The following is a 17,875-nucleotide window of genomic DNA, read 5'->3' as shown; positions in this document are numbered from 1 at the left end:
GGCAGGGCGGAACAACTGCCGACCAGACTTCCCGGCGCACCTTTGTTTAGTTTACCTAAGGTGGCAAGGGAGGAATCCGGCGATCCCTACGTTAGGCGCGAAAAGGGCGCCCGGCGCGTCTCGCGCCGGGCGCCCTTCCCTGCCGTACCCGGTCCTCACCGGGCCGCGCTCAGTCCTCGGAGGCGGCCGACGGCAGCTTGTCCTGGATGAGGTCCATGACCGTCGAGTCCGTCAGCGTCGTCACGTCGCCGAGCTGGCGGTTCTCGGCGACGTCGCGCAGCAGGCGGCGCATGATCTTGCCGGAGCGGGTCTTGGGCAGCTCCGCGACCGGCAGGATGCGCTTGGGCTTGGCGATCGGGCCGAGGGTGGTGCCGACGTGGTTGCGCAGCTCGCCGACCAGGTCCTCGGTCTCGGCCGCCGTACCGCGCAGAATCACGAAGGCGACGATGGCCTGTCCGGTGGTCTCGTCCGTTGCGCCGACCACGGCCGCCTCGGCGACCGACGGGTGCGACACCAGCGCCGATTCCACCTCCGTGGTGGAGATGTTGTGCCCGGACACCAGCATCACGTCGTCGACCCGGCCCAGCAGCCAGATGTCGCCGTCGTCGTCCTTCTTCGCCCCGTCACCGGCGAAGTACTTGCCCTCGAAGCGCGACCAGTACGTGTCGATGAAGCGCTGGTCGTCGCCCCAGATGGTGCGCAGCATCGACGGCCACGGCTCGGTGAGGACGAGGTAACCGCCGCCACCGTTGGGCACCTCGTTGGCCTCGTCGTCGACGACGGTCGCGGAGATGCCGGGCAGCGGCGTCTGCGCGGAACCGGGCTTGGCGGCCGTGACGCCCGGCAGCGGCGAGATCATCATCGCGCCGGTCTCGGTCTGCCACCACGTGTCGACGACCGGGGTGCGGTCGGCGCCGATGTTCTTGCGGTACCAGATCCACGCCTCGGGGTTGATCGGCTCACCGACCGAACCGAGGACGCGCAGGCTGGACAGGTCGAACTTCGCGGGGATGTCGTCGCCCCACTTCATGAACGTACGGATCGCGGTCGGCGCCGTGTACAGGATCGTCACCCCGTACTTCTGCACGATCTCCCAGAACCGGCCCTGGTGCGGGGTGTCGGGCGTGCCCTCGTACATGACCTGGGTCGCGCCGTTGGCGAGCGGCCCGTAGACGATGTACGAGTGGCCGGTGACCCAGCCGACGTCGGCCGTGCACCAGTAGACGTCGGTCTCCGGCTTGAGGTCGAAGACGGCGTGGTGGGTGTACGCGGTCTGGGTGAGGTAGCCGCCGGAGGTGTGCAGGATGCCCTTCGGCTTGCCCGTCGTACCCGACGTGTACAGGATGAACAGCGGGTGCTCGGCGTCGAAGGCCTGCGGCGTGTGCTCCGCCGACTGCCGGTCGACGATCTCGTGCCACCACACGTCGCGCTCGTCGTTCCAGGCGACCTCCTGGCCCGTACGGCGGACCACCAGCACATGGCTGACGTTGTCCACGCGCGCGACGGCCTCGTCGACGGCCGGCTTGAGGGCGGAGGGCTTGCCGCGCCGGTAGCCGCCGTCCGAGGTGATGACCACCTTGGCGTCGGCGTCCTCGATACGGGTGGCGAGCGCGTCCGCGGAGAAGCCGCCGAAGACAACGGAGTGCGCGGCGCCGATGCGGGCGCACGCCAGCATCGCGATCGCCGTCTCCGGGATCATCGGCATGTAGACGGCGACCCGGTCGCCCTTCTGAACTCCCAGCTCCAGCAGGGCGTTGGCGGCCTTGCTCACCTCGTCCTTGAGCTCGGCGTAGGTGATGGCGCGGCTGTCGCCGGGCTCGCCCTCGAAGTGGATGGCGACCCGGTCGCCGTGGCCGGCCTCCACATGGCGGTCGACGCAGTTGTACGCGACGTTGAGCTCGCCGTCCTTGAACCACTTGGCGAACGGCGGGTTCGACCAGTCCAGCGTCTCGGTCGGCTCCTTGGCCCAGGTCAGCCGACGTGCCTGCTCGGCCCAGAAGCCGAGCCTGTCAGCCTTGGCCTGTTCGTACGCCTCCGCCGTGACGTTGGCATTCTCGGCCAGGTCCGCCGGCGGCGCGAAGCGTCGCTCCTCCTTCAAGAGGTTGGCCAGGCTTTCGTTGCTCACGACATCTCCCTTTCTCAGGGTGTCCGTTGTGTCCTGGACCACAGCTCATCAGACCCGGGGGGCCGATGACAAGGGGCGATGGGAAATTGGTTTAGACCTTTTGAGGGGGGTGGTGGGGCGGAGGCGGTGATCTGTACTGCGGCGTCCGGGGTCATCCGTACCCACGGACGCCGATCAGCCGGAGTTCAGCCCGCCGCCACATGGGCGAACATCTCGTCGTCGCCCGCCCCGGTCAACAGATACGCCTGTGCCTCGCCGACGTGGAAGTACATCCCGTGCAGCTCCAGCGCACCGTTCCGCAGAGCCCGGGACACCGACTCGTGCTCACGCAGATGCGCCAACTGCTGGACCACGTTGGTCAGACACAACTGCTCGACCGCGTCGGCAGGATCCCTGCCCGCAAGGCGCGGACGGGTCCATGGCCGGCCGACGCCCGCCATGCGCTCCAGGCTGGGGAGCCCGTGGCGAAGCCAGCGCGTGAGGGGGGTGGGGGTGCCGGGCTCGGCACGCTTGGTGGGCTTGGTGGGCTCGGCCCGCTTGGTGGGCTCGGCGGGTTTGGTGGGCTCGGCGGGCTCGGCGGCAAGCAGTGCCTGCATGGCTCCGCACCCGGAGTGCCCGCACACCGTGATGGACCGCACCTTCAGTACGTCCACCGCGTACTCGATCCCCGCCGCCACCGAGTCGTCACCGCTCTCCGCGCCCGGCAGCGGGACGAAATTGCCGACGTTGCGCACCACGAACAGGTCGCCGGGACCACTGGAGGTGATCATCGACGTCACCACCCGCGAGTCGGCGCAGGTGATGAAGAGCTGCGACGGCTGCTGCCCCTCCCGCGCCAGCCGAGCCAGCTCTCCTCGCACCAGCGGCGCGGTGTTGCGCTGGAACGCCCTGATGCCATGGGCCAGTTGGCGAGCGGCGGTGCCGATGGGGGTGGTTGGTGCACCGGAGCAGCCGGTGGGCATCGCGGGGCGCGGACGTACGCAATGGTGGTTGCGCCAGGGTGTCCAGGGGCTGCAGCGGCAGCCGACGGAGGATCCGTCCAGCCCCTCGACCGCATCGACGGCGTCGGCGTCGGTGTCGGTGTCGGTGTCGGTGGTGCGGGTACCGACTCTGCGGCCGGCCAGGTCGGCGGAGCCGCCCCGTGCGGTGTGTGTGTTCTGCCAGTCCTGCAGGGACTCGTACGCCGCGTGGTCCATGAAGGAGCCGTCCAACTCCACGACGGCATGGGCGCCTTGGGGTACGAGATGCAGGGCCCGGCTGAGCCGTGGCACCGCGAGGAACGTCAACTGCCCTCGGACTCTGACGTGATGGACTCCTTCCTTCTCCTCGTGCGTGATGCGGGTGCGGGCGAGGCGTTGCATGGCGACGGCGACGGCCATGGCAATCCCCAGGGCCACCCCTTGCAGGACGCCGAGGATCACGACGCCGAGTGCGGTGGCGGCGTACACCAGCACTTCGCGGTGGCGGGTCACCGTGCGGATGTGGTGCAGGGACACCATCCGGATGCCGACGGCCATCACCAGGGCGGCGAGTGAGGCGAGCGGGATGAACTCGAGGACCGGGATCATCAGCAGCGCGGCGACTACTACGAGAACGCCGTGCAGCATCGTGGAGTTCCTGCTCACGGCTCCCGCGTTGACATTCGCCGAACTCCGCACGGCCACCCCGGCGACGGGCAGCCCGCCGAGTGCGCCGGAGACGATGTTGGCTGCGCCCTGTCCGAGCAGTTCACGGTCCAGGTCGGCGCGTCGGACGCGGGCCGTCAGGCCGGGCCGCGCCGCCACCATCTTGTCCACGGCGACAGCGCCGAGCAGCGACTGCACGCTGCACACCAGCGTGGTGGTGAGCACGGCCGCGGTCAGGCCGAGCACCGGCCCCTCGGGAAGCCCGGCCAGAGCATGGCTGCTCCAGGACGGCAGGTCGACCCTGGGCAGGGTCAGCCCGGCGAGCGCGGCGGCCACGGTGGCGCCCGCCACGGAGACGAGCGCGGCCGGGATGCTGCGCAGCAGACGCCCGGTCCGGCCGGGGAGGCGCGGCCAGAGCGACAGCAGGGTCAGGGTCAGCGCGCTGACGGCCACGGCGGCGGGGTGCAGATTCGCCAACTGGGCGGGCAGCGCTTGGACATTGGCGAGGACGGAGCTCTGCGGGGTGCCGCCGAGCACGATGTGCACCTGGGCGACGGCGATGGTGACGCCGATGCCGGCGAGCATGCCGTGCACGATGGCGGGGCTGACGGCGAGCGCCGAGCGCGCCACGCGCAGGCAGCCCAGGCCGAGTTGGGCGATACCGGCGAGGACCGTGACGGCACAGGTCGTACGCCAGCCGTACTGGTGGATGAGGTCGGCGGTGACGACCGTGAGTCCCGCGGCGGGTCCGCTGACCTGGAGCGGGCAGCCGCCGATCCATCCGGCGACGAGCCCGCCGACCGCGGCGGCGACCAGGCCCGCCTGAAGCGGAGCGCCGGTGGCGAGGGCGATGCCCAGGGACAGGGGAAGAGCGATCAGGAAGACCGCGATCGAGGCCGACACATCGGCTCCCGCGATGCGGAAACGACGGCCCCGGGCGGGCGGCGGGCTGTGGGGTTGGTGGGTGTGTTTGGCGTGGGAGTGGTCGATGGTGCAGGTGGGGGCACAGGCTGACATGTTCCCGTCTCCTCCGGGCGGCGCGGTCGCGGATCAGGTCGTCCCCACCGATGGGCGGGGGTTGGTCGCGGCCGTGGGTCACGGCGTGCAGCGGCGGGATGAATCAACGCTCGGTAAACAGATCGTAATTCAGAGTAAAGGGAAGGCATAGAGCTTCCTGGCGAATGGGGTAACGAATCCCACTGATGAGTGAAGGGGTCATTTCATCGGCTTGTCGTACTAATTCCTTCTCGGCCCCGTGCGACCTTGGCGGCGTTGCCGGGCAAGCCCGGCATACCACCAGAAAACGCCCTCACCGGCGTTGGCCTGAGAGAAGGAAGAAGGTGAGCGGAACATGGCCGCCACCCACAGGATCGCCAAAGGTGCCGTGATCGCCGCGGCCTGTGCCGCATCGGTCGCCGGCTGCGCGCTCGGCTCCAGCGGCACCAAGGGAGGTGCTCCAGGTCCGCAGAAGGTTAAGCCGGTCCTGGCGCCGGGCAGCGTCGTCCGGCTGATCGGCGACGGCTCCACCGCGTACACCGGAGCCCAACCGCACCTGCCCAGACCCGAGCGCCTGCGGCCCGGCCAGAAGCCTCCGCAGTTCGTCGTCTTCTCCTGGGACGGCGCGGGAGAGGACGACCACAAGCTGTTCTCCCACTTCCGCAAGGTCGCCAAGGCCAACCACGCGAACATGACGTTCTTCCTCAGCGGCCTGTACCTGCTCCCGGAGGACAAGCGCGACCTGTACAAGCCGCCGCAGCACTCGCCGGGCAGCTCCGACATCGGCTACCTCACCGACGCGCACATCAAGGCCACGCTCGACAACGTCCGCCTCGCGTGGCTGGAGGGCAACGAGATCGGCACCCACTTCAACGGCCACTTCTGCGGCAAGAACGGCGGGGTCGGCGAGTGGTCGGTCGCCGAGTGGAAGAGCGAGATCGCGCAGGCCAAGAAGTTCGTCAAGAGCTGGAAGACCAACACCGGCAGGACGAAGGCGGCCCCACTGCCCTTCGACTACGACAAGGAGCTCATCGGCGGGCGCACACCCTGTCTCGAGGGCCAGCAGAACTTTGTGAAGGCCGCCCGCCAACTGGGCTTCCGCTACGACTCCAGCGGGGTCGACGAACAGCTCTGGCCGAAGAAGAAGGGAGGGCTGTGGGACCTGTCGATGCAGCTCGTGCCCTTCCCCGGCCACTCCTACGAGCAGCTCACCATGGACTACAACTTCATGGTCAACCAGTCCGGCACCCAGACCCAGGGTGACCCCGACAAGTTCGATTATTGGGGCGACCAGATGCGCGACGGCCTGCTGAAGGGCTTCAGCCGCGCCTACAACGGCAACCGCGCACCCCTGGTCGTCGGCAACCACTTCGAGGCCTGGAACGGCGGCACCTACATGCGCGCCGTCGAAGAGGTCGTCGAGAAGGTCTGCAACAAGCCCGACGTGCGCTGCGTGTCCTTCCACCAGCTGGCCGACTGGCTGGACGCCCAGGACCCGAAGGTCCTGGCGAAGCTGCGCGACCTCACCGTGGGCGAGGCACCCAAGCAGGGCTGGGCGTCCTACCTGTCGGGCCGCCCCGCCCCGGCCCCGAAGGGCGCGCCCGGGGCGCCCGCGGCCAAGCACTAGCCCCGGTCACACCGCGGCGGTGACGCCCTCGCCGAGCACGAACCCGGGGTCGACCTGCGCCGCCAGGTCGGCCCCCGTTCGCGCGTTGCCCCAGGAGGCCGCGTTCTTCAGGTGGAAGTGCACCATCTGGTGCATGTAGCTCTCCCGGTCCCGCAGTTCGTACGTCGCGTCCGCGGCGACGCGCAGGATGCGCAGGGCGCGGCGGTTGGCGTCCTCCAGGAGCTCGAACCGTGGCGGGCGGCCCTTCTCCATGGAGCGCACCCAGTCCGAGTGCCCCACGGTCACCAGCAGGTCGTCCCCGACCTCGGCGCGCAGGAAGTCGAGATCCTCCTGGCCCTGCACCTTGTTGCCGACGACTTTCAGCACGACGCCGAAGTCACGGGCGTACTCCCTGTACTGGCGATAGACGGAGACCCCCTTCCGGGTCGGCTCGGCGACGAGGAACGTCATGTCGAAGCGGGTGAACATGCCCGAGGCGAAGGAGTCCGAGCCCGCCGTCATGTCCACCACGACGTACTCGCCCTGCCCGTCCACCAGGTGGTTCAGGCACAGCTCCACCGCTCCTGTCTTGGAGTGGTAGCAGGCGACCCCCAGGTCGGCGTCCGTGAAGGGGCCGGTGACCATCAAACGGACGGCGGTGCCGTCGAGTTCCACCGGACGCGCACAGGCCTCGTAGACCGGGTTGTCCTCGCGCACGCGCAGCAGCCGTGAGCCCTCGCCGGGCGGCGTGGTCTTGATCATCGACTCGGCCGAGGTGATGCGCGGGTTGGAGCCGCGCAGGTAGTCCTTGATCAGCGGCAGCCGGTCGCCCATCGCCGGCAGCGCCGCGGCGTCCTCCTCGTCGAGGCCGAGCGCGACGCCCAGGTGCTGGTTGATGTCCGCGTCCACGGCGACGACCGGCGCTCCGGCGGCCGCGAGGTGGCGGATGAACAGAGAGGACAGAGTGGTCTTGCCGCTGCCGCCCTTCCCGACGAAAGCAATTTTCATGTTCACGAAGCGTAGTCGTCCGATAGCTGTGCGTGGCAGACATGCGTGAAGAAGACCACTCAATCGTGGGGCGCGCCCCCTGGGTGGCTAGTGTCGTACTCATGAGTACGACAGGCGCGACCGCCGATCCGCTCGCCGCCCTGGCTTCGCTGCCCGGTGTCGCCGAGTCCGTGGAGTCCGTGCGCAAGGCCGTGGACCGGGTCTACGGGCACCGGGTCATGCGGCGCCGCAGCAACGAGATCACCTCCGAGGCGGCGCTGCGCGGCGCCCGTGGCTCCGCGGCGCTCTCGGGCGCCGACTGGGCCCTGGAGGAGGTGCGCCGGCGCAGCGACTTCAGCGGTGACGACGACGCGCGCGTGGTGGGCGCCGCGCTGAGGCTCACCGCGGAGGCGGGTCAACTGCTGTCCATCTGGCGGCAGTCGCCCCTGCGGGTCCTGGCCCGGCTGCACCTGGTGGCCGCCGCCGGCAACGAGGACGAGGTCGGCCGGCCGCGGCAGGCGGGCGAGCCCGTCGACGAACCGCTGATCGAACTGGACCTCCCGCGCGCGGACGAGGCCCACGGCCGACTGGAGGGCCTGTCCGAGCTGATCATCTCGGGCAGTTCGGCCCCGGCTCTGATCACCGCCGCCGTCGTCCACGGCGAACTCCTCGCGCTGCGCCCCTTCACGTCCCACAACGGCCTGATCGCGCGCACCGCCGAACGCATCGTCCTCGTCGGCAGCGGCCTCGACCCGAAGTCGGTCTGCCCCGCGGAGGTCGGCCACGCCGAACTGGGCCGGGCCGCCTATCTGGCCGCGCTCGACGGCTATGTCTCCGGTACGCCCGAGGGAGTGGCCGCCTGGATCGCCCACTGCGGAAAAGCAGTTGGGCTCGGTGCGCGTGAGTCGACGGCCGTGTGCGAGGCACTGCAGCGCGGGGCCGCCTGAGAAGTCCGGGGAAACGGCTGAAAACCGGGAATGCCGGGACCGCCGGTAAAGGCGGACAAAGGGATGCGGCGGCACGAGGACTCGTACCGCCGCTGGCATGCTCACCGGGTTACCAGGCGTCCTCGATATATCGCCCATCAGGTCGGGACTTTGCCCGTCACCTGGTGCGGCTGGCCCGTAATCGACGGGTCGACGTCGCGTGGGTGCCCGATGCTCATGCTCGGTCCGTGGGGCCAAATACGATGTTTAAGGTGATCCTTTCGGATGTCCTTGGTCTCGCGGGCCGTTAACCCCTTTGTACTCCGGGACCGAAGCAAGCGGAACCCCTGGCTGTACTTCTTTACTTTTGGTCTCAAATAGGTTGCAAACGGACACCGGAATCAAATGGTCGCCGCCCGGCGCCGGTTGGCGTACCAGACGAGACCGGCGGTGGCCGCCGCGGCGCCTATGGCGGCGGCGGCGACCAGGGCCGGGCGGGGCGGTACGGCGAATCCCGGGATCCGCTGCTTCAGCCGCACCGGGCGGTGGAAGTCGAGAATCGGCCACCCGCGCGCGAGGGCCTCACGGCGCAGGGTGCGGTCCGGGTTCACGGCATGCGGATGGCCGACCTCCAGCAGCATCGGCAGATCGGTCGCCGAGTCGCTGTAGGCGTAACAGCGCTCCAGGTCGTATCCCTCGGAGCGGGCCAGTTCCTTGACGGCCTCGGCCTTCGTCGGGCCGTAGGCGTAGTACTCGACCTCTCCGGTGAAGCAGCCGTCCTCGCCCACGACCATGCGCGTCGCCACCACGCGGTCGGCGCCGAGCAGCTCGCCGATGGGCTCCACCACCTCCGCGCCCGACGTCGACACGATGACGACGTCGCGTCCGGCGGTGTGGTGCTCCTCGATGAGGGAGGCGGCCTCGTCGTAGATGATCGGGTCGATCAGGTCGTGCAGCGTCTCGGCGACGATCTCCTTGACCTGCTGGACGTTCCAGCCGCGGACGAGCGCGGACAGGTACGTGCGCGTGCGCTCCATCTGGTCGTGGTCCATGCCGCCGACGAGGAAGACGAACTGGGCATATGCGGTACGCAAGGCGGCCCTGCGGTTGATCAGTCCGCCTTGGTAGAACGACTTGCTGAACGTGAGCGTGCTCGACTTCGCAATGACCGTCTTGTCCAGGTCAAAGAAGGCGGCTGTGCGGGGCAAGGAGTGGTTTTCCACGACCCCGAGCATAGGCGCAGCCCATTCGGCGTAAGGTGTGGCGCGTGGGTTTGCCTGAGAGGGCTCTCGGGTACACCATGGAAGTCACGGATCGTTCGCGACCGTGCTAACCCGGTCCGGCTCCTCCCCCCCCGAGTCGGCCGTGGAGACGACCCCCACTCTCCCCCCCGGTGGGGGTCGTCGCATGTCCGGGTGGGTTTTTCCTCTTTTCATGCGGTTGTACGGCCGCTTCGAGGCGGCTGCGGCCGCCTCTTCGTCATGCTCATGATTCGTCACTGTGTGTAGCGATCGGGCTGCTCTGCGGAAGTCGCACGGAGCCCGTACAAGGCTCACCGGTATGGGTGACGGCGATATTCACAACCGCCGACTCGTCCACAGTTATCGACCATGATCCACACGATTTCCCGGCTCGCTGCACCGTGATTCAAACGCGTCCCGCTCGGACCGAGTTCATGACCCGGATCCGGTTTGTCGGGCGGGTTTGGCCGGTTCCTATCGGCCGCCCATATGAAGGCCGGTCGACGGTTCTTCACACGTTTGGGAATCGCGTGGCCGCAGAGGCTGCGCGAGACATGCAGCGAAGGGGGATGGAGACCGTGACCGGAGCCGTCACACACGAACCACCGCCGGCCGCCTCGGGACGGCAGGCCGGACCACTGATCGTCACGGAGGACGTCGCACTGCTCGACGACCTCTTGCGCCTGTGCGCCGCGGCCGGTGCCACACCGGAGGTCCATCACTCGGTGCCGCAGCGCGCGGGCACCTGGGAGACGGCGCCGCTCGTCCTGGTCGGCGACGACGCCGCGCGCCGCGTGCGTGGGGCGGCGCGCAGACGAGGAGTGGTGCTGGTCGGCCGCGACCAGGACGACTCCGGGGTCTGGCGGCGCGCCGTCGAGATCGGCGCCGATCACGTCCTGGTGCTGCCGGACGGCGAACAGTGGCTGGTCGACCGCATCGCCGACGTGGCCGAGGGCGTGGGCCGGCCCGCCCTCACGGTGGGCGTCATCGGGGGCCGCGGCGGGGCCGGAGCATCCACGCTCGCGTGCGCCCTCGCCGTCACCTCCGCGCACGAAGGACTGCGCACCCTGCTCGTGGACGCCGATCCGCTGGGCGGCGGACTGGATGTCCTGCTCGGCGGCGAGAGCGCCGAGGGACTGCGCTGGCCCGCGTTCGCCGCCTCCCGCGGCCGGGTCGGCGGCGGCGCCCTGGAGGAGTCGCTGCCGAAACTGCACTCCCTGCGGGTGCTCAGCTGGGACCGCGGCGACCGCGTCGCGGTGCCGCCGCAGGCCGTCCGGGCGGTGCTCGCCGCGGCCCGGCGAAGGGGCGGCACCGTGGTCGTCGACCTGCCGCGACGCATCGACGACGGCGTCGCGGAGGTCCTGGCCCAGCTCGATCTCGGGCTCCTGGTGGTTCCCGGCGAGCTGCGCGCCGTCGCCGCGGCCGGGCGGGTGGCCTCCGCGGTCGGCATGGTCCTGCGCGATCTGCGGGCCGCGGTACGGGGGCCGTACGCACCCGGCCTCGACGACCGCGAGGTCGCCCGGCTGCTCAGGCTGCCCCTGGCCGGCGAACTGCCGGTGGAATCTGGGCTGTTGCGCCCCGGTGAGGGCAAGGTGCCGCCCGCGGGCGGCGGACGCGGCCCCCTGGCCCGCTTCTGCAAGGAGTTCTGGGAGCGGGCCCTGGTGGAAGCGGGTGGCGCATGAGCGCCGGTACGGGCCCCGTGTGGGCGCCGCGGCGGATGGGCGGAGCGCAGGCCCCGGCGGGCGGCCGGCACATGCCACCGGGGCTCCTGGACGGAGTGCGTCAGTGGCTGGTCGAGAGCGGGGCCGAGCCGACGCCCGCGCGCGTGGCGCAGGCACTGCGGGAGCAGGGGCGGGTCCTCGGGGACGCGGAAGTCCTCGGCGCGGCCGCGCAGTTGCGGTCCGAACTGGTCGGCAGCGGCCCGCTGGAGGCGCTGCTCGCCGATCCGTCGGTGACCGACGTACTGGTGACGGCCCCGGACCGGGTCTGGGTGGACCGGGGCGGCGGGCTGGAGCTGACGTCGGTCTGCTTCCCAGACCCCGCGGCGGTACGGCGTCTCGCGAAGCGCCTGGCCGCGGTGGCCGGGCGGCGGCTCGACGACGCCCGCCCGTGGGCCGACGCCCGGCTGCCGGACGGGACACGGCTGCACGCGGTGCTGCCGCCGGTGGCCGTGGGCTGCACAAGCCTGTCGCTGCGCGTCGTGCGGCCCCGGGCGTTCACCCTCGGCGAGCTGGTCGCGGCGGGCACGGTGCCGCCGGGCGGCGAGCGCGTCCTGCGGGCGCTGATCGAGGCACGGCTGTCCTTCCTGATCAGCGGCGGCACCGGCAGTGGCAAGACGACCCTGCTGAGCGCCCTGCTGGGGCTGGTCGGACGCGGCGAGCGGATCGTGCTCGCCGAGGACTCGGCGGAGCTGCGGCCCGACCACCCGCATGTCGTACGCCTGGAGACCAGACCCGCCAACCAGGAGGGCGCGGGACTCGTCACGCTTCAGGACCTGGTGCGCCAGGCACTGCGGATGCGGCCGGACCGGCTGGTCGTGGGTGAGGTGCGCGGGCCCGAAGTGGTGCATCTGCTGGCCGCGCTGAACACGGGACACGAAGGCGGCTCGGGGACTCTGCACGCCAATGCCGCCGCCGACGTACCGGCCCGCCTGGAGGCGCTCGGCACGGCAGCCGGGCTCGACCGGGCCGCGCTGCACAGCCAGTTGGCGGCGGCGCTGTCGGTGGTCCTGCATCTCGTACGGGACCGGAGCGGGCGGCGGCGGATCGCCGAGGTGCATGTGCTGGAGCGGGATGCGTCGGGGCTGGTGCGGACGGTGCCGGCGCTGCGGTGGGGCCCGGACGCGTTCGCGTACGAGCAGGGCTGGGAGCGGCTGCGGGGGCTGCTGCGGAACGAGGGCGAGGGGGAGCGATGACGGGGACCGGTGAAGCGGTCATGGGAGTGGGTGTGGTGTGTGTCGGTGGGGCGGCGCTGCGGTGGGGCCCGGAGGCGTTCGCGTACGAGCAGGGCTGGGAGCGGCTGCGGGGGCTGCTGCGGAACGAGAACGAGGGGGAGCGATGACGGGGACCGGTGAGACGGCCATGGGAGCGGGCGTGGTGTGTGTCGGTGGGGCGGCGCTGCGGTGGGGCCCGGAGGCGTTCGCGTACGAGCAGGGCTGGGAGCGGCTGCGGGGGCTGCTGCGGAACGAGAACGAGGGGGAGCGATGACGGGGACCGGTGAGACGGCCATGGGAGCGGCCGTGATGTGTGTCGGTGCGGCGGCCCTGCTGATGGGCGGGTGGCATTCGGGGGCGCGGCGGGCGCAGTTGCTGCTCGCGGGCGGCGGTGTGGGGGCGAGTGGACCGCCGGCCCGGCGGGACCTGGCCGGGGGACTGCGGCGGATCCGCGGGCGGCTGCGGGCCGAGTGGTGGGCCCTGGCCGCCGGGGTGCTGCTGGCGGTGCTGGGCACGTCGGTGCTCCCGGTCGTCGCGGGGGCGGCCGGAGTGCCCTTGCTGCGGCGGGCGCGACTGAAGGGGCAGGCGCGGACCGTACGGGAGCGCCGCGGGGACGCGGTGATCGCGCTGTGCGGAGCGCTCGCCGGTGAGGTGCGGACCGGGCGGCAGCCGGGCGAGGCGCTGCTGCGCGCGGCGCGGGACTCGGGAGGGCTCGGCACCTCGCAGGCGGCGGTGCTGGCAGCGGCGCGCTTCGGCGGGGATGTGCCGGACGCCCTGGCGGTGGCGGCACGGCAGCCGGGCGCCGAGGGACTGCTGGGGCTGGCAGCCTGCTGGCGGGTGGCCGTGGACCAGGGTGCGGGCCTCGCGGCCGGACTGGACCGGCTCGAAGGGGCGTTGCGCGCGGAGCGGGACCAACGCGTCGACCTGCGGGCCCAGTTGGCGGGTGCGCGATCCACGGCGGTGATGCTCGCGGGACTGCCGGTTCTGGGGCTCGCCCTCGGCACCGCGCTCGGTGCCGACCCGCTGCATGTGCTGCTGCACACCGGGGCCGGGCTGGGCTGCCTGCTGATCGGCGGAGTGCTGGAGGGCCTGGGGACGTGGTGGGCGCTGCGGATCGTGCGGGGAGCGGAGGCGGCGTGAGCGCGGAAGTTGTCCACAGGCTGGGGGTGACCTTGGGGATGCTGTGCGCCCTCGGGTGGCTGCTGCGCCGGCTGGAGACGGTACGGCGGGAGCGCAGAGTCCGGAAGCGGTTGGCGCGACTGGTGAGCGACGTCGCCGCCGAGCGGTCCGGGCCGCGCTTCGAAGTGGGGGACACCGCGCGGCGCTGGCTGCCCCTGGCGGGGGTGGCGTGTGCCGGGTGGGTTCTGGTCGGCGGCCTCGCGGGTGTCCTGCTGGGGCTGGTCGTCGCGGCCGCGCTGTGGCGATGGCGAAGGAGCCGGGCCGCCGGGGACGGCGCGGAGGCGTACGACCCGGGTGAGGCGGTACGTCAACTTCCGCTCTCCGCCGACCTGGTGGCCGCCTGCATCGCCGCCGGCGCGGCACCTGTGAACGCCGCACGGGCCGTGGGCGAGGCCCTGGGAGGTCCGGTCGGCCAGGCGTTGGCGCGGGGCGCGGCCGAGGTGCGGCTCGGCGGGGAACCGGCCGAGGCCTGGCGCAGGCTGGCCGCGCTGCCCGGCGCACAAGCGCTGGCGCGGCTGCTGGAACGGGCCGACGTGTCCGGACTGCCGGCCGCCGTGCCGGTCGCACGGCTCGCGGCCGACGTCCGCGCCGACTGGGCCCGCGCCGCGACCGCACGGGCCCGGCGGGCGGCCGTCATGGTCTCGGCCCCAGTGGGGCTGTGCTTCCTGCCCGCCTTCATCGCGGTCGGCGTCCTGCCTGTGGTGATCGGGCTCGCGGGTGGGGTGCTGGGAGGGGGTGGTGGATGACGGGGACGGGACGGTCGGTGGGCAGTGGCAAGCAGTGAACGGGACTGAACCTCACGGGGGTTGAGATGAACAAGGTGGTACGGGCGCGGTTGGGCGCCCTGGTGTGCAGGGCGCGGTCGGTGCGCGGGGACGCGGGGATGGTCACCTCGGAGTACGCGATGGGGATCGTGGCGGCGGTGGCGTTCGCGGTGGTCCTCTACAAGGTGGTGACGAGCGGGGAGGTCAGCGCGGAGCTGCAGGGGATCGTGAAGCAGGCGCTCGATGCGAAGGTGTGAGCGCGGATGCGGGAGGAATGCGGACGGAGGGTTCGTGACGGCGGAGTCGGCCGTCGTGCTGCCCGTGCTGGTGATGTTCACGACGGCACTGGTGTGGGGGCTGCTGGTGGTGGCCGCGCAGATCCAGTGCGTGGACGCGGCGCGCACGGGGGCGCGGGCGGCGGCCCGTCAGGACCCGGCGGGCACGGTGACCGAGTTGGCCCGCGCGACGGCCCCGCGCGGAGCACGGGTCACGGTCCACCGGGAGGGGGACCGGGTCCATGTGGTCGTGGAGGCGAAGCCACCGGTGCTGCACGGCCTGCCCTTCGACGTACGGGAGGAGGCCGTGGCCGAGGCGGAGGAGACGGTGGGGGCCGGGTCATGACAGCCGGCTTCCGGGGCCGCCGGTGGACCGGCAGGAGGGGCGGGGACCGCGGTTCGGCCACCGTCTGGAGCGTCGGGGCGATCGCCGTGCTGTGCGTGGTGTTCGGTGTCGTGCTCGCCCTGGGTCAGGCCGTTGCGACCCGCCATCGCGCGGCCGGCGCCGCGGACCTGGCGGCGCTCGCGGCGGCGGATCACTGGGCGGACGGCCGTCGATCGGCCTGTGCCCGGGCCGAACGGCTGGCCCGGGCACAGGGCACCCGGCTGGTGCGGTGCGCGCTCGTCGGACAGATCTCGGACGTGACGGCGGCCTCGGGACGGGGGCCGTTCACGGCCGAGGTCAGGGCACGGGCGGGGCCTGCGGGGCCGGGGTTGGGGCCGTCGACGGTGCCACCACCCCCGCCGCGTGCTTCTCCTCCGGCTCCGCGGGCGCCCCGCGCAACAGCACCGTGAGCAGTCGTACGGCCCCCCTCTTGTGCAGCGGATCGTTGCCGTTGCCGCACTTGGGGGACTGGATGCAGGACGGGCAGCCGGCCTCGCACTCGCAGGAGGCGATGGCCTGACGGGTGGCGGTGAGCCAGGCGCGGGCCGTGTGGAAGGCCCGCTCGGCGAAGCCCGCGCCGCCCGGGTGGCCGTCGTAGACGAAGACCGTGGGCAGGAGCGTGTCGGGGTGCAGCGGGATCGAGACGCCGCCGATGTCCCAGCGGTCGCAGGTCGCGAAGAGGGGCAGCATGCCGATGGAGGCGTGCTCGGCGGCGTGCAGGGCGCCGCCGAGGATCTCCGGGTTGATCCGGGCCTCGTCGAGCTGGTCCTCGGTGACCGTCCACCACACCGCGCGCGTGCGCAGCGTACGAGGAGGGAGGTCGAGTTTGGTCTCGCCGAGCACTTCGCCGGTGATGAGCCGGCGGCGCAGGAAGGAGACGACCTGGTTGGTGACCTCGACGGAGCCGTAGCAGAGGCGGCCGGAGCCCCAGGGGATCTCGGTGTCCGTCTCCAGGACGGCGATGGACGTCGTGTCGCGGGCGACCGTGGAGTACGACGGGCTCGCCTGCTCGACCAGGGCGACGGAGTCCTCCAGATCGAGCGAGCGGACCAGATACGTACGGCCCTGGTGGAGGTGGACCGCGCCCTCGTGGACGGCCGTGTGCGCGGCGCCCGCGTCGACCGTGCCGAGCAGCCGTCCCGTGCCGGACTCCACGACCTGGACCGGACGGCCGCCCTCGCCGCGGATGTCGGTGAGGTCGGCGGCCCGCTCCCGGCGCGTCCAGTGCCACGCCTTCGTGCGGCGGCGCAGCAGCTTCGCGGCCTCCAGCTGCGGCAGCAGCTCCTCGCAGGCGGGACCGAAGAGCTCGAAGTCCTCGTCGGTGAGGGGCAGTTCCGCGGCGGCGGCGCACAGGTGCGGGGCCAGGACGTAGGGGTTGTCGGGGTCGAGGACCGTGGACTCCACCGGCTGGTCGAACAGGGCCTCGGGATGGTGGACGAGGAAGGTGTCCAGGGGGTCGTCCCGGGCGACCAGGACGGCCAGCGCCCCCTGCCCGGCGCGTCCGGCGCGGCCCGCCTGCTGCCACAGGGAGGCGCGTGTGCCCGGATAGCCGGCGATCAACACGGCGTCCAACCCGGAGACGTCGATGCCGAGTTCGAGGGCGGTGGTCGCGGCGAGCCCCAGGAGTTCGCCGGAGTGCAGGGCCTGCTCCAGGGCGCGGCGCTCCTCGGGGAGGTAGCCGCCGCGGTAGGCGGCCACGCGCCGGGCCAGGGAGCGGTCGACCTCGGCGAGGCGCTCCTGGGCGATCACGGAGATCAGCTCGGCGCCGCGCCGGGAGCGTACGAAGGCGACCGAGCGCACGCCTTGCACGGCGAGGTCGGTGAGCAGGTCGGCCGTCTCGGCGGTGGCGGTGCGGCGGACCGGGGCGCCCTTCTCGCCCTGCATCTCGGTGAGCGGGGGTTCCCACAGGGCGAACACCAGTTCGCCGCGGGGTGAGGCGTCGTCGGCCACCTCGACGACGGGAAGGCCGGTCAGGCGGCGGCCGGCCACCGACGGCTCCGCGGCCGTCGCGGAGGCCAGCAGGAAGACGGGAGAGGAGCCGTAGCGGGCGCACAGGCGGCGCAGCCGGCGCAGCACCTGGGCGACATGGGAGCCGAACACGCCCCGGTAGGTGTGGCACTCGTCGATGACGACGTACTTCAGCGACTTCAGGAAGGAGGACCAGCGGGGGTGGGAGGGGAGTATCCCGCGGTGCAGCATGTCGGGATTGGTGAGGACGTAGTTGGCGTACTGGCGCACCCACTCGCGTTCCTCGAACGGAGTGTCACCGTCGTACACCGCAGGGCGAACGGCATTTCCCAGAGATTGTGAAAGTTCCTTCACCGATCGACACTGATCGGCCGCAAGAGCTTTCGTCGGCGCCAGGTAGAGGGCGGTGGTGCCGCGGCCGTTCGGGGCCTCGGAACCGTCCAGCAGCGTGGAGAGCACCGGGACCAGATAGGCCAGGGACTTGCCGGACGCCGTGCCCGTGGCGACGACCACCGAGTCGCCGTCCAGGGCGTGTTCGGCGGCCAGTGCCTGGTGGGCCCAGGGATGCTCGATGCCGCAGGACTGCACGGCCGCGACGACCTCCGAACGAATCCGGTCAGGCCAGACGGCATGGCGACCCTCGCGCGGGGGCAAGTGCTCCGTATGAGTGATGCGCGAAGCCCGGCTCGGCCCGGAGGCGAGTCGGCCCAGGACCGTGCCCGGTTCCGGCCGGGAGGCGGGGTCCGTCAGGGATCGATCGGAGCGGAGATTCTTGGCCATCGGCACCGAGTGTGTCACCGGAGTGACGGACAATGGGACCAAGGCGTCGTGCACGCCTGCCGGTAAGTGATTGAATGCCATCGCGG

At 71.6% G+C, this 17,875-nt stretch carries 16 protein-coding genes; 11 read left to right on the top strand and 5 right to left on the bottom strand.

What is annotated here, in order from left to right; translation table 11 throughout:
* Positions 1 to 169: 169 nt before the first annotated feature.
* Positions 170 to 2,125, bottom strand: coding sequence for an acetate--CoA ligase (gene acs / locus JYK17_RS14285; RefSeq protein WP_222810489.1), 1,956 nt, complete (start codon positions 2,123 to 2,125; stop codon positions 170 to 172).
* Between the two features lie 185 nt (positions 2,126 to 2,310).
* Positions 2,311 to 4,767, bottom strand: a complete 2,457-nt coding sequence (locus JYK17_RS14280) for a SulP family inorganic anion transporter (RefSeq protein ID WP_222810488.1) — start codon at positions 4,765 to 4,767, stop codon at positions 2,311 to 2,313.
* A 334-nt stretch (positions 4,768 to 5,101) separates the two neighbouring features.
* On the opposite strand from JYK17_RS14280, the gene JYK17_RS14275 reads away from it, so the two are divergent.
* A complete protein-coding gene (locus JYK17_RS14275) occupies positions 5,102 to 6,373 on the top strand; it encodes a polysaccharide deacetylase family protein (protein ID WP_108010881.1) in 1,272 nt (423 codons plus the stop codon).
* 6 nt (positions 6,374 to 6,379) lie between these two features.
* On the opposite strand, the gene JYK17_RS14270 is transcribed toward JYK17_RS14275, so the two are convergent.
* Positions 6,380 to 7,360, bottom strand: coding sequence for an ATP-binding protein (locus JYK17_RS14270; protein ID WP_222810487.1), 981 nt, complete (start codon positions 7,358 to 7,360; stop codon positions 6,380 to 6,382).
* Positions 7,361 to 7,461: 101 nt separating this feature from the next.
* On the opposite strand from JYK17_RS14270, the gene JYK17_RS14265 reads away from it, so the two are divergent.
* Entirely contained in the window at positions 7,462 to 8,286 is an 825-nt protein-coding gene (locus JYK17_RS14265) for a Fic family protein (protein ID WP_108010882.1), read from the top strand.
* Positions 8,287 to 8,666: 380 nt separating this feature from the next.
* On the opposite strand, the gene JYK17_RS14260 is transcribed toward JYK17_RS14265, so the two are convergent.
* Positions 8,667 to 9,500 carry an HAD family hydrolase gene (locus tag JYK17_RS14260; protein ID WP_108010884.1) on the bottom strand — a complete coding sequence of 278 codons (834 nt, stop codon included), beginning with the start codon at positions 9,498 to 9,500 and terminating at the stop codon, positions 8,667 to 8,669.
* 575 nt (positions 9,501 to 10,075) lie between these two features.
* Here JYK17_RS14260 and ssd point away from each other — a divergent pair.
* The 9 genes from ssd to JYK17_RS14215 all read left to right on the top strand — a co-directional run bounded on the left by ssd (position 10,076) and on the right by JYK17_RS14215 (position 15,451).
* The gene (gene ssd / locus JYK17_RS14255; RefSeq protein WP_222810486.1) at positions 10,076 to 11,188 is read left to right on the top strand and encodes a septum site-determining protein Ssd; all 1,113 of its coding nucleotides are present in this window, start codon (positions 10,076 to 10,078) and stop codon (positions 11,186 to 11,188) included.
* A 35-nt stretch (positions 11,189 to 11,223) separates the two neighbouring features.
* On the top strand, positions 11,224 to 12,420 hold the full coding sequence (locus JYK17_RS14250; RefSeq protein ID WP_234548470.1) for a TadA family conjugal transfer-associated ATPase: 1,197 nt from the start codon (positions 11,224 to 11,226) through the stop codon (positions 12,418 to 12,420).
* Positions 12,417 to 12,566 (top strand): hypothetical protein, encoded by a 150-nt coding sequence (locus JYK17_RS14245; protein WP_164932214.1) that lies wholly within the window; start codon positions 12,417 to 12,419, stop codon positions 12,564 to 12,566. The genes JYK17_RS14250 and JYK17_RS14245 overlap by 4 nt, the downstream gene beginning before the upstream one ends.
* Positions 12,563 to 12,712: a hypothetical protein gene (locus JYK17_RS14240; protein ID WP_222810524.1), complete on the top strand. Its 150-nt coding sequence runs from the start codon at positions 12,563 to 12,565 to the stop codon at positions 12,710 to 12,712. Before JYK17_RS14245 ends, JYK17_RS14240 begins: the two co-directional genes overlap by 4 nt.
* Positions 12,709 to 13,578 (top strand): type II secretion system F family protein, encoded by an 870-nt coding sequence (locus JYK17_RS14235; RefSeq protein WP_222810485.1) that lies wholly within the window; start codon positions 12,709 to 12,711, stop codon positions 13,576 to 13,578. Before JYK17_RS14240 ends, JYK17_RS14235 begins: the two co-directional genes overlap by 4 nt.
* Positions 13,575 to 14,363, top strand: coding sequence for a type II secretion system F family protein (locus tag JYK17_RS14230; RefSeq protein ID WP_108010892.1), 789 nt, complete (start codon positions 13,575 to 13,577; stop codon positions 14,361 to 14,363). Before JYK17_RS14235 ends, JYK17_RS14230 begins: the two co-directional genes overlap by 4 nt.
* Positions 14,364 to 14,428: 65 nt before the next feature.
* Positions 14,429 to 14,638: a DUF4244 domain-containing protein gene (locus JYK17_RS14225; protein WP_108010894.1), complete on the top strand. Its 210-nt coding sequence runs from the start codon at positions 14,429 to 14,431 to the stop codon at positions 14,636 to 14,638.
* Positions 14,625 to 15,002, top strand: coding sequence for a TadE family type IV pilus minor pilin (locus JYK17_RS14220; RefSeq protein ID WP_108010896.1), 378 nt, complete (start codon positions 14,625 to 14,627; stop codon positions 15,000 to 15,002). Before JYK17_RS14225 ends, JYK17_RS14220 begins: the two co-directional genes overlap by 14 nt.
* On the top strand, positions 14,999 to 15,451 hold the full coding sequence (locus JYK17_RS14215) for an Rv3654c family TadE-like protein (protein ID WP_108010898.1): 453 nt from the start codon (positions 14,999 to 15,001) through the stop codon (positions 15,449 to 15,451). Before JYK17_RS14220 ends, JYK17_RS14215 begins: the two co-directional genes overlap by 4 nt.
* Here JYK17_RS14215 and sftH read toward each other — a convergent pair.
* Complete coding sequence (sftH, locus tag JYK17_RS14210; RefSeq protein ID WP_234547981.1) at positions 15,339 to 17,870, bottom strand: DEAD/DEAH box helicase; 2,532 nt, start codon at positions 17,868 to 17,870, stop codon at positions 15,339 to 15,341. The genes JYK17_RS14215 and sftH overlap by 113 nt on opposite strands.
* Between the last annotated feature and the right edge of the window lie 5 nt (positions 17,871 to 17,875).

The organism is Streptomyces plumbidurans (assembly GCF_019857225.1).
Classification (GTDB): domain Bacteria; phylum Actinomycetota; class Actinomycetes; order Streptomycetales; family Streptomycetaceae; genus Streptomyces; species Streptomyces plumbidurans.
This window is presented reverse-complemented; position numbering and strand designations above follow the sequence as displayed.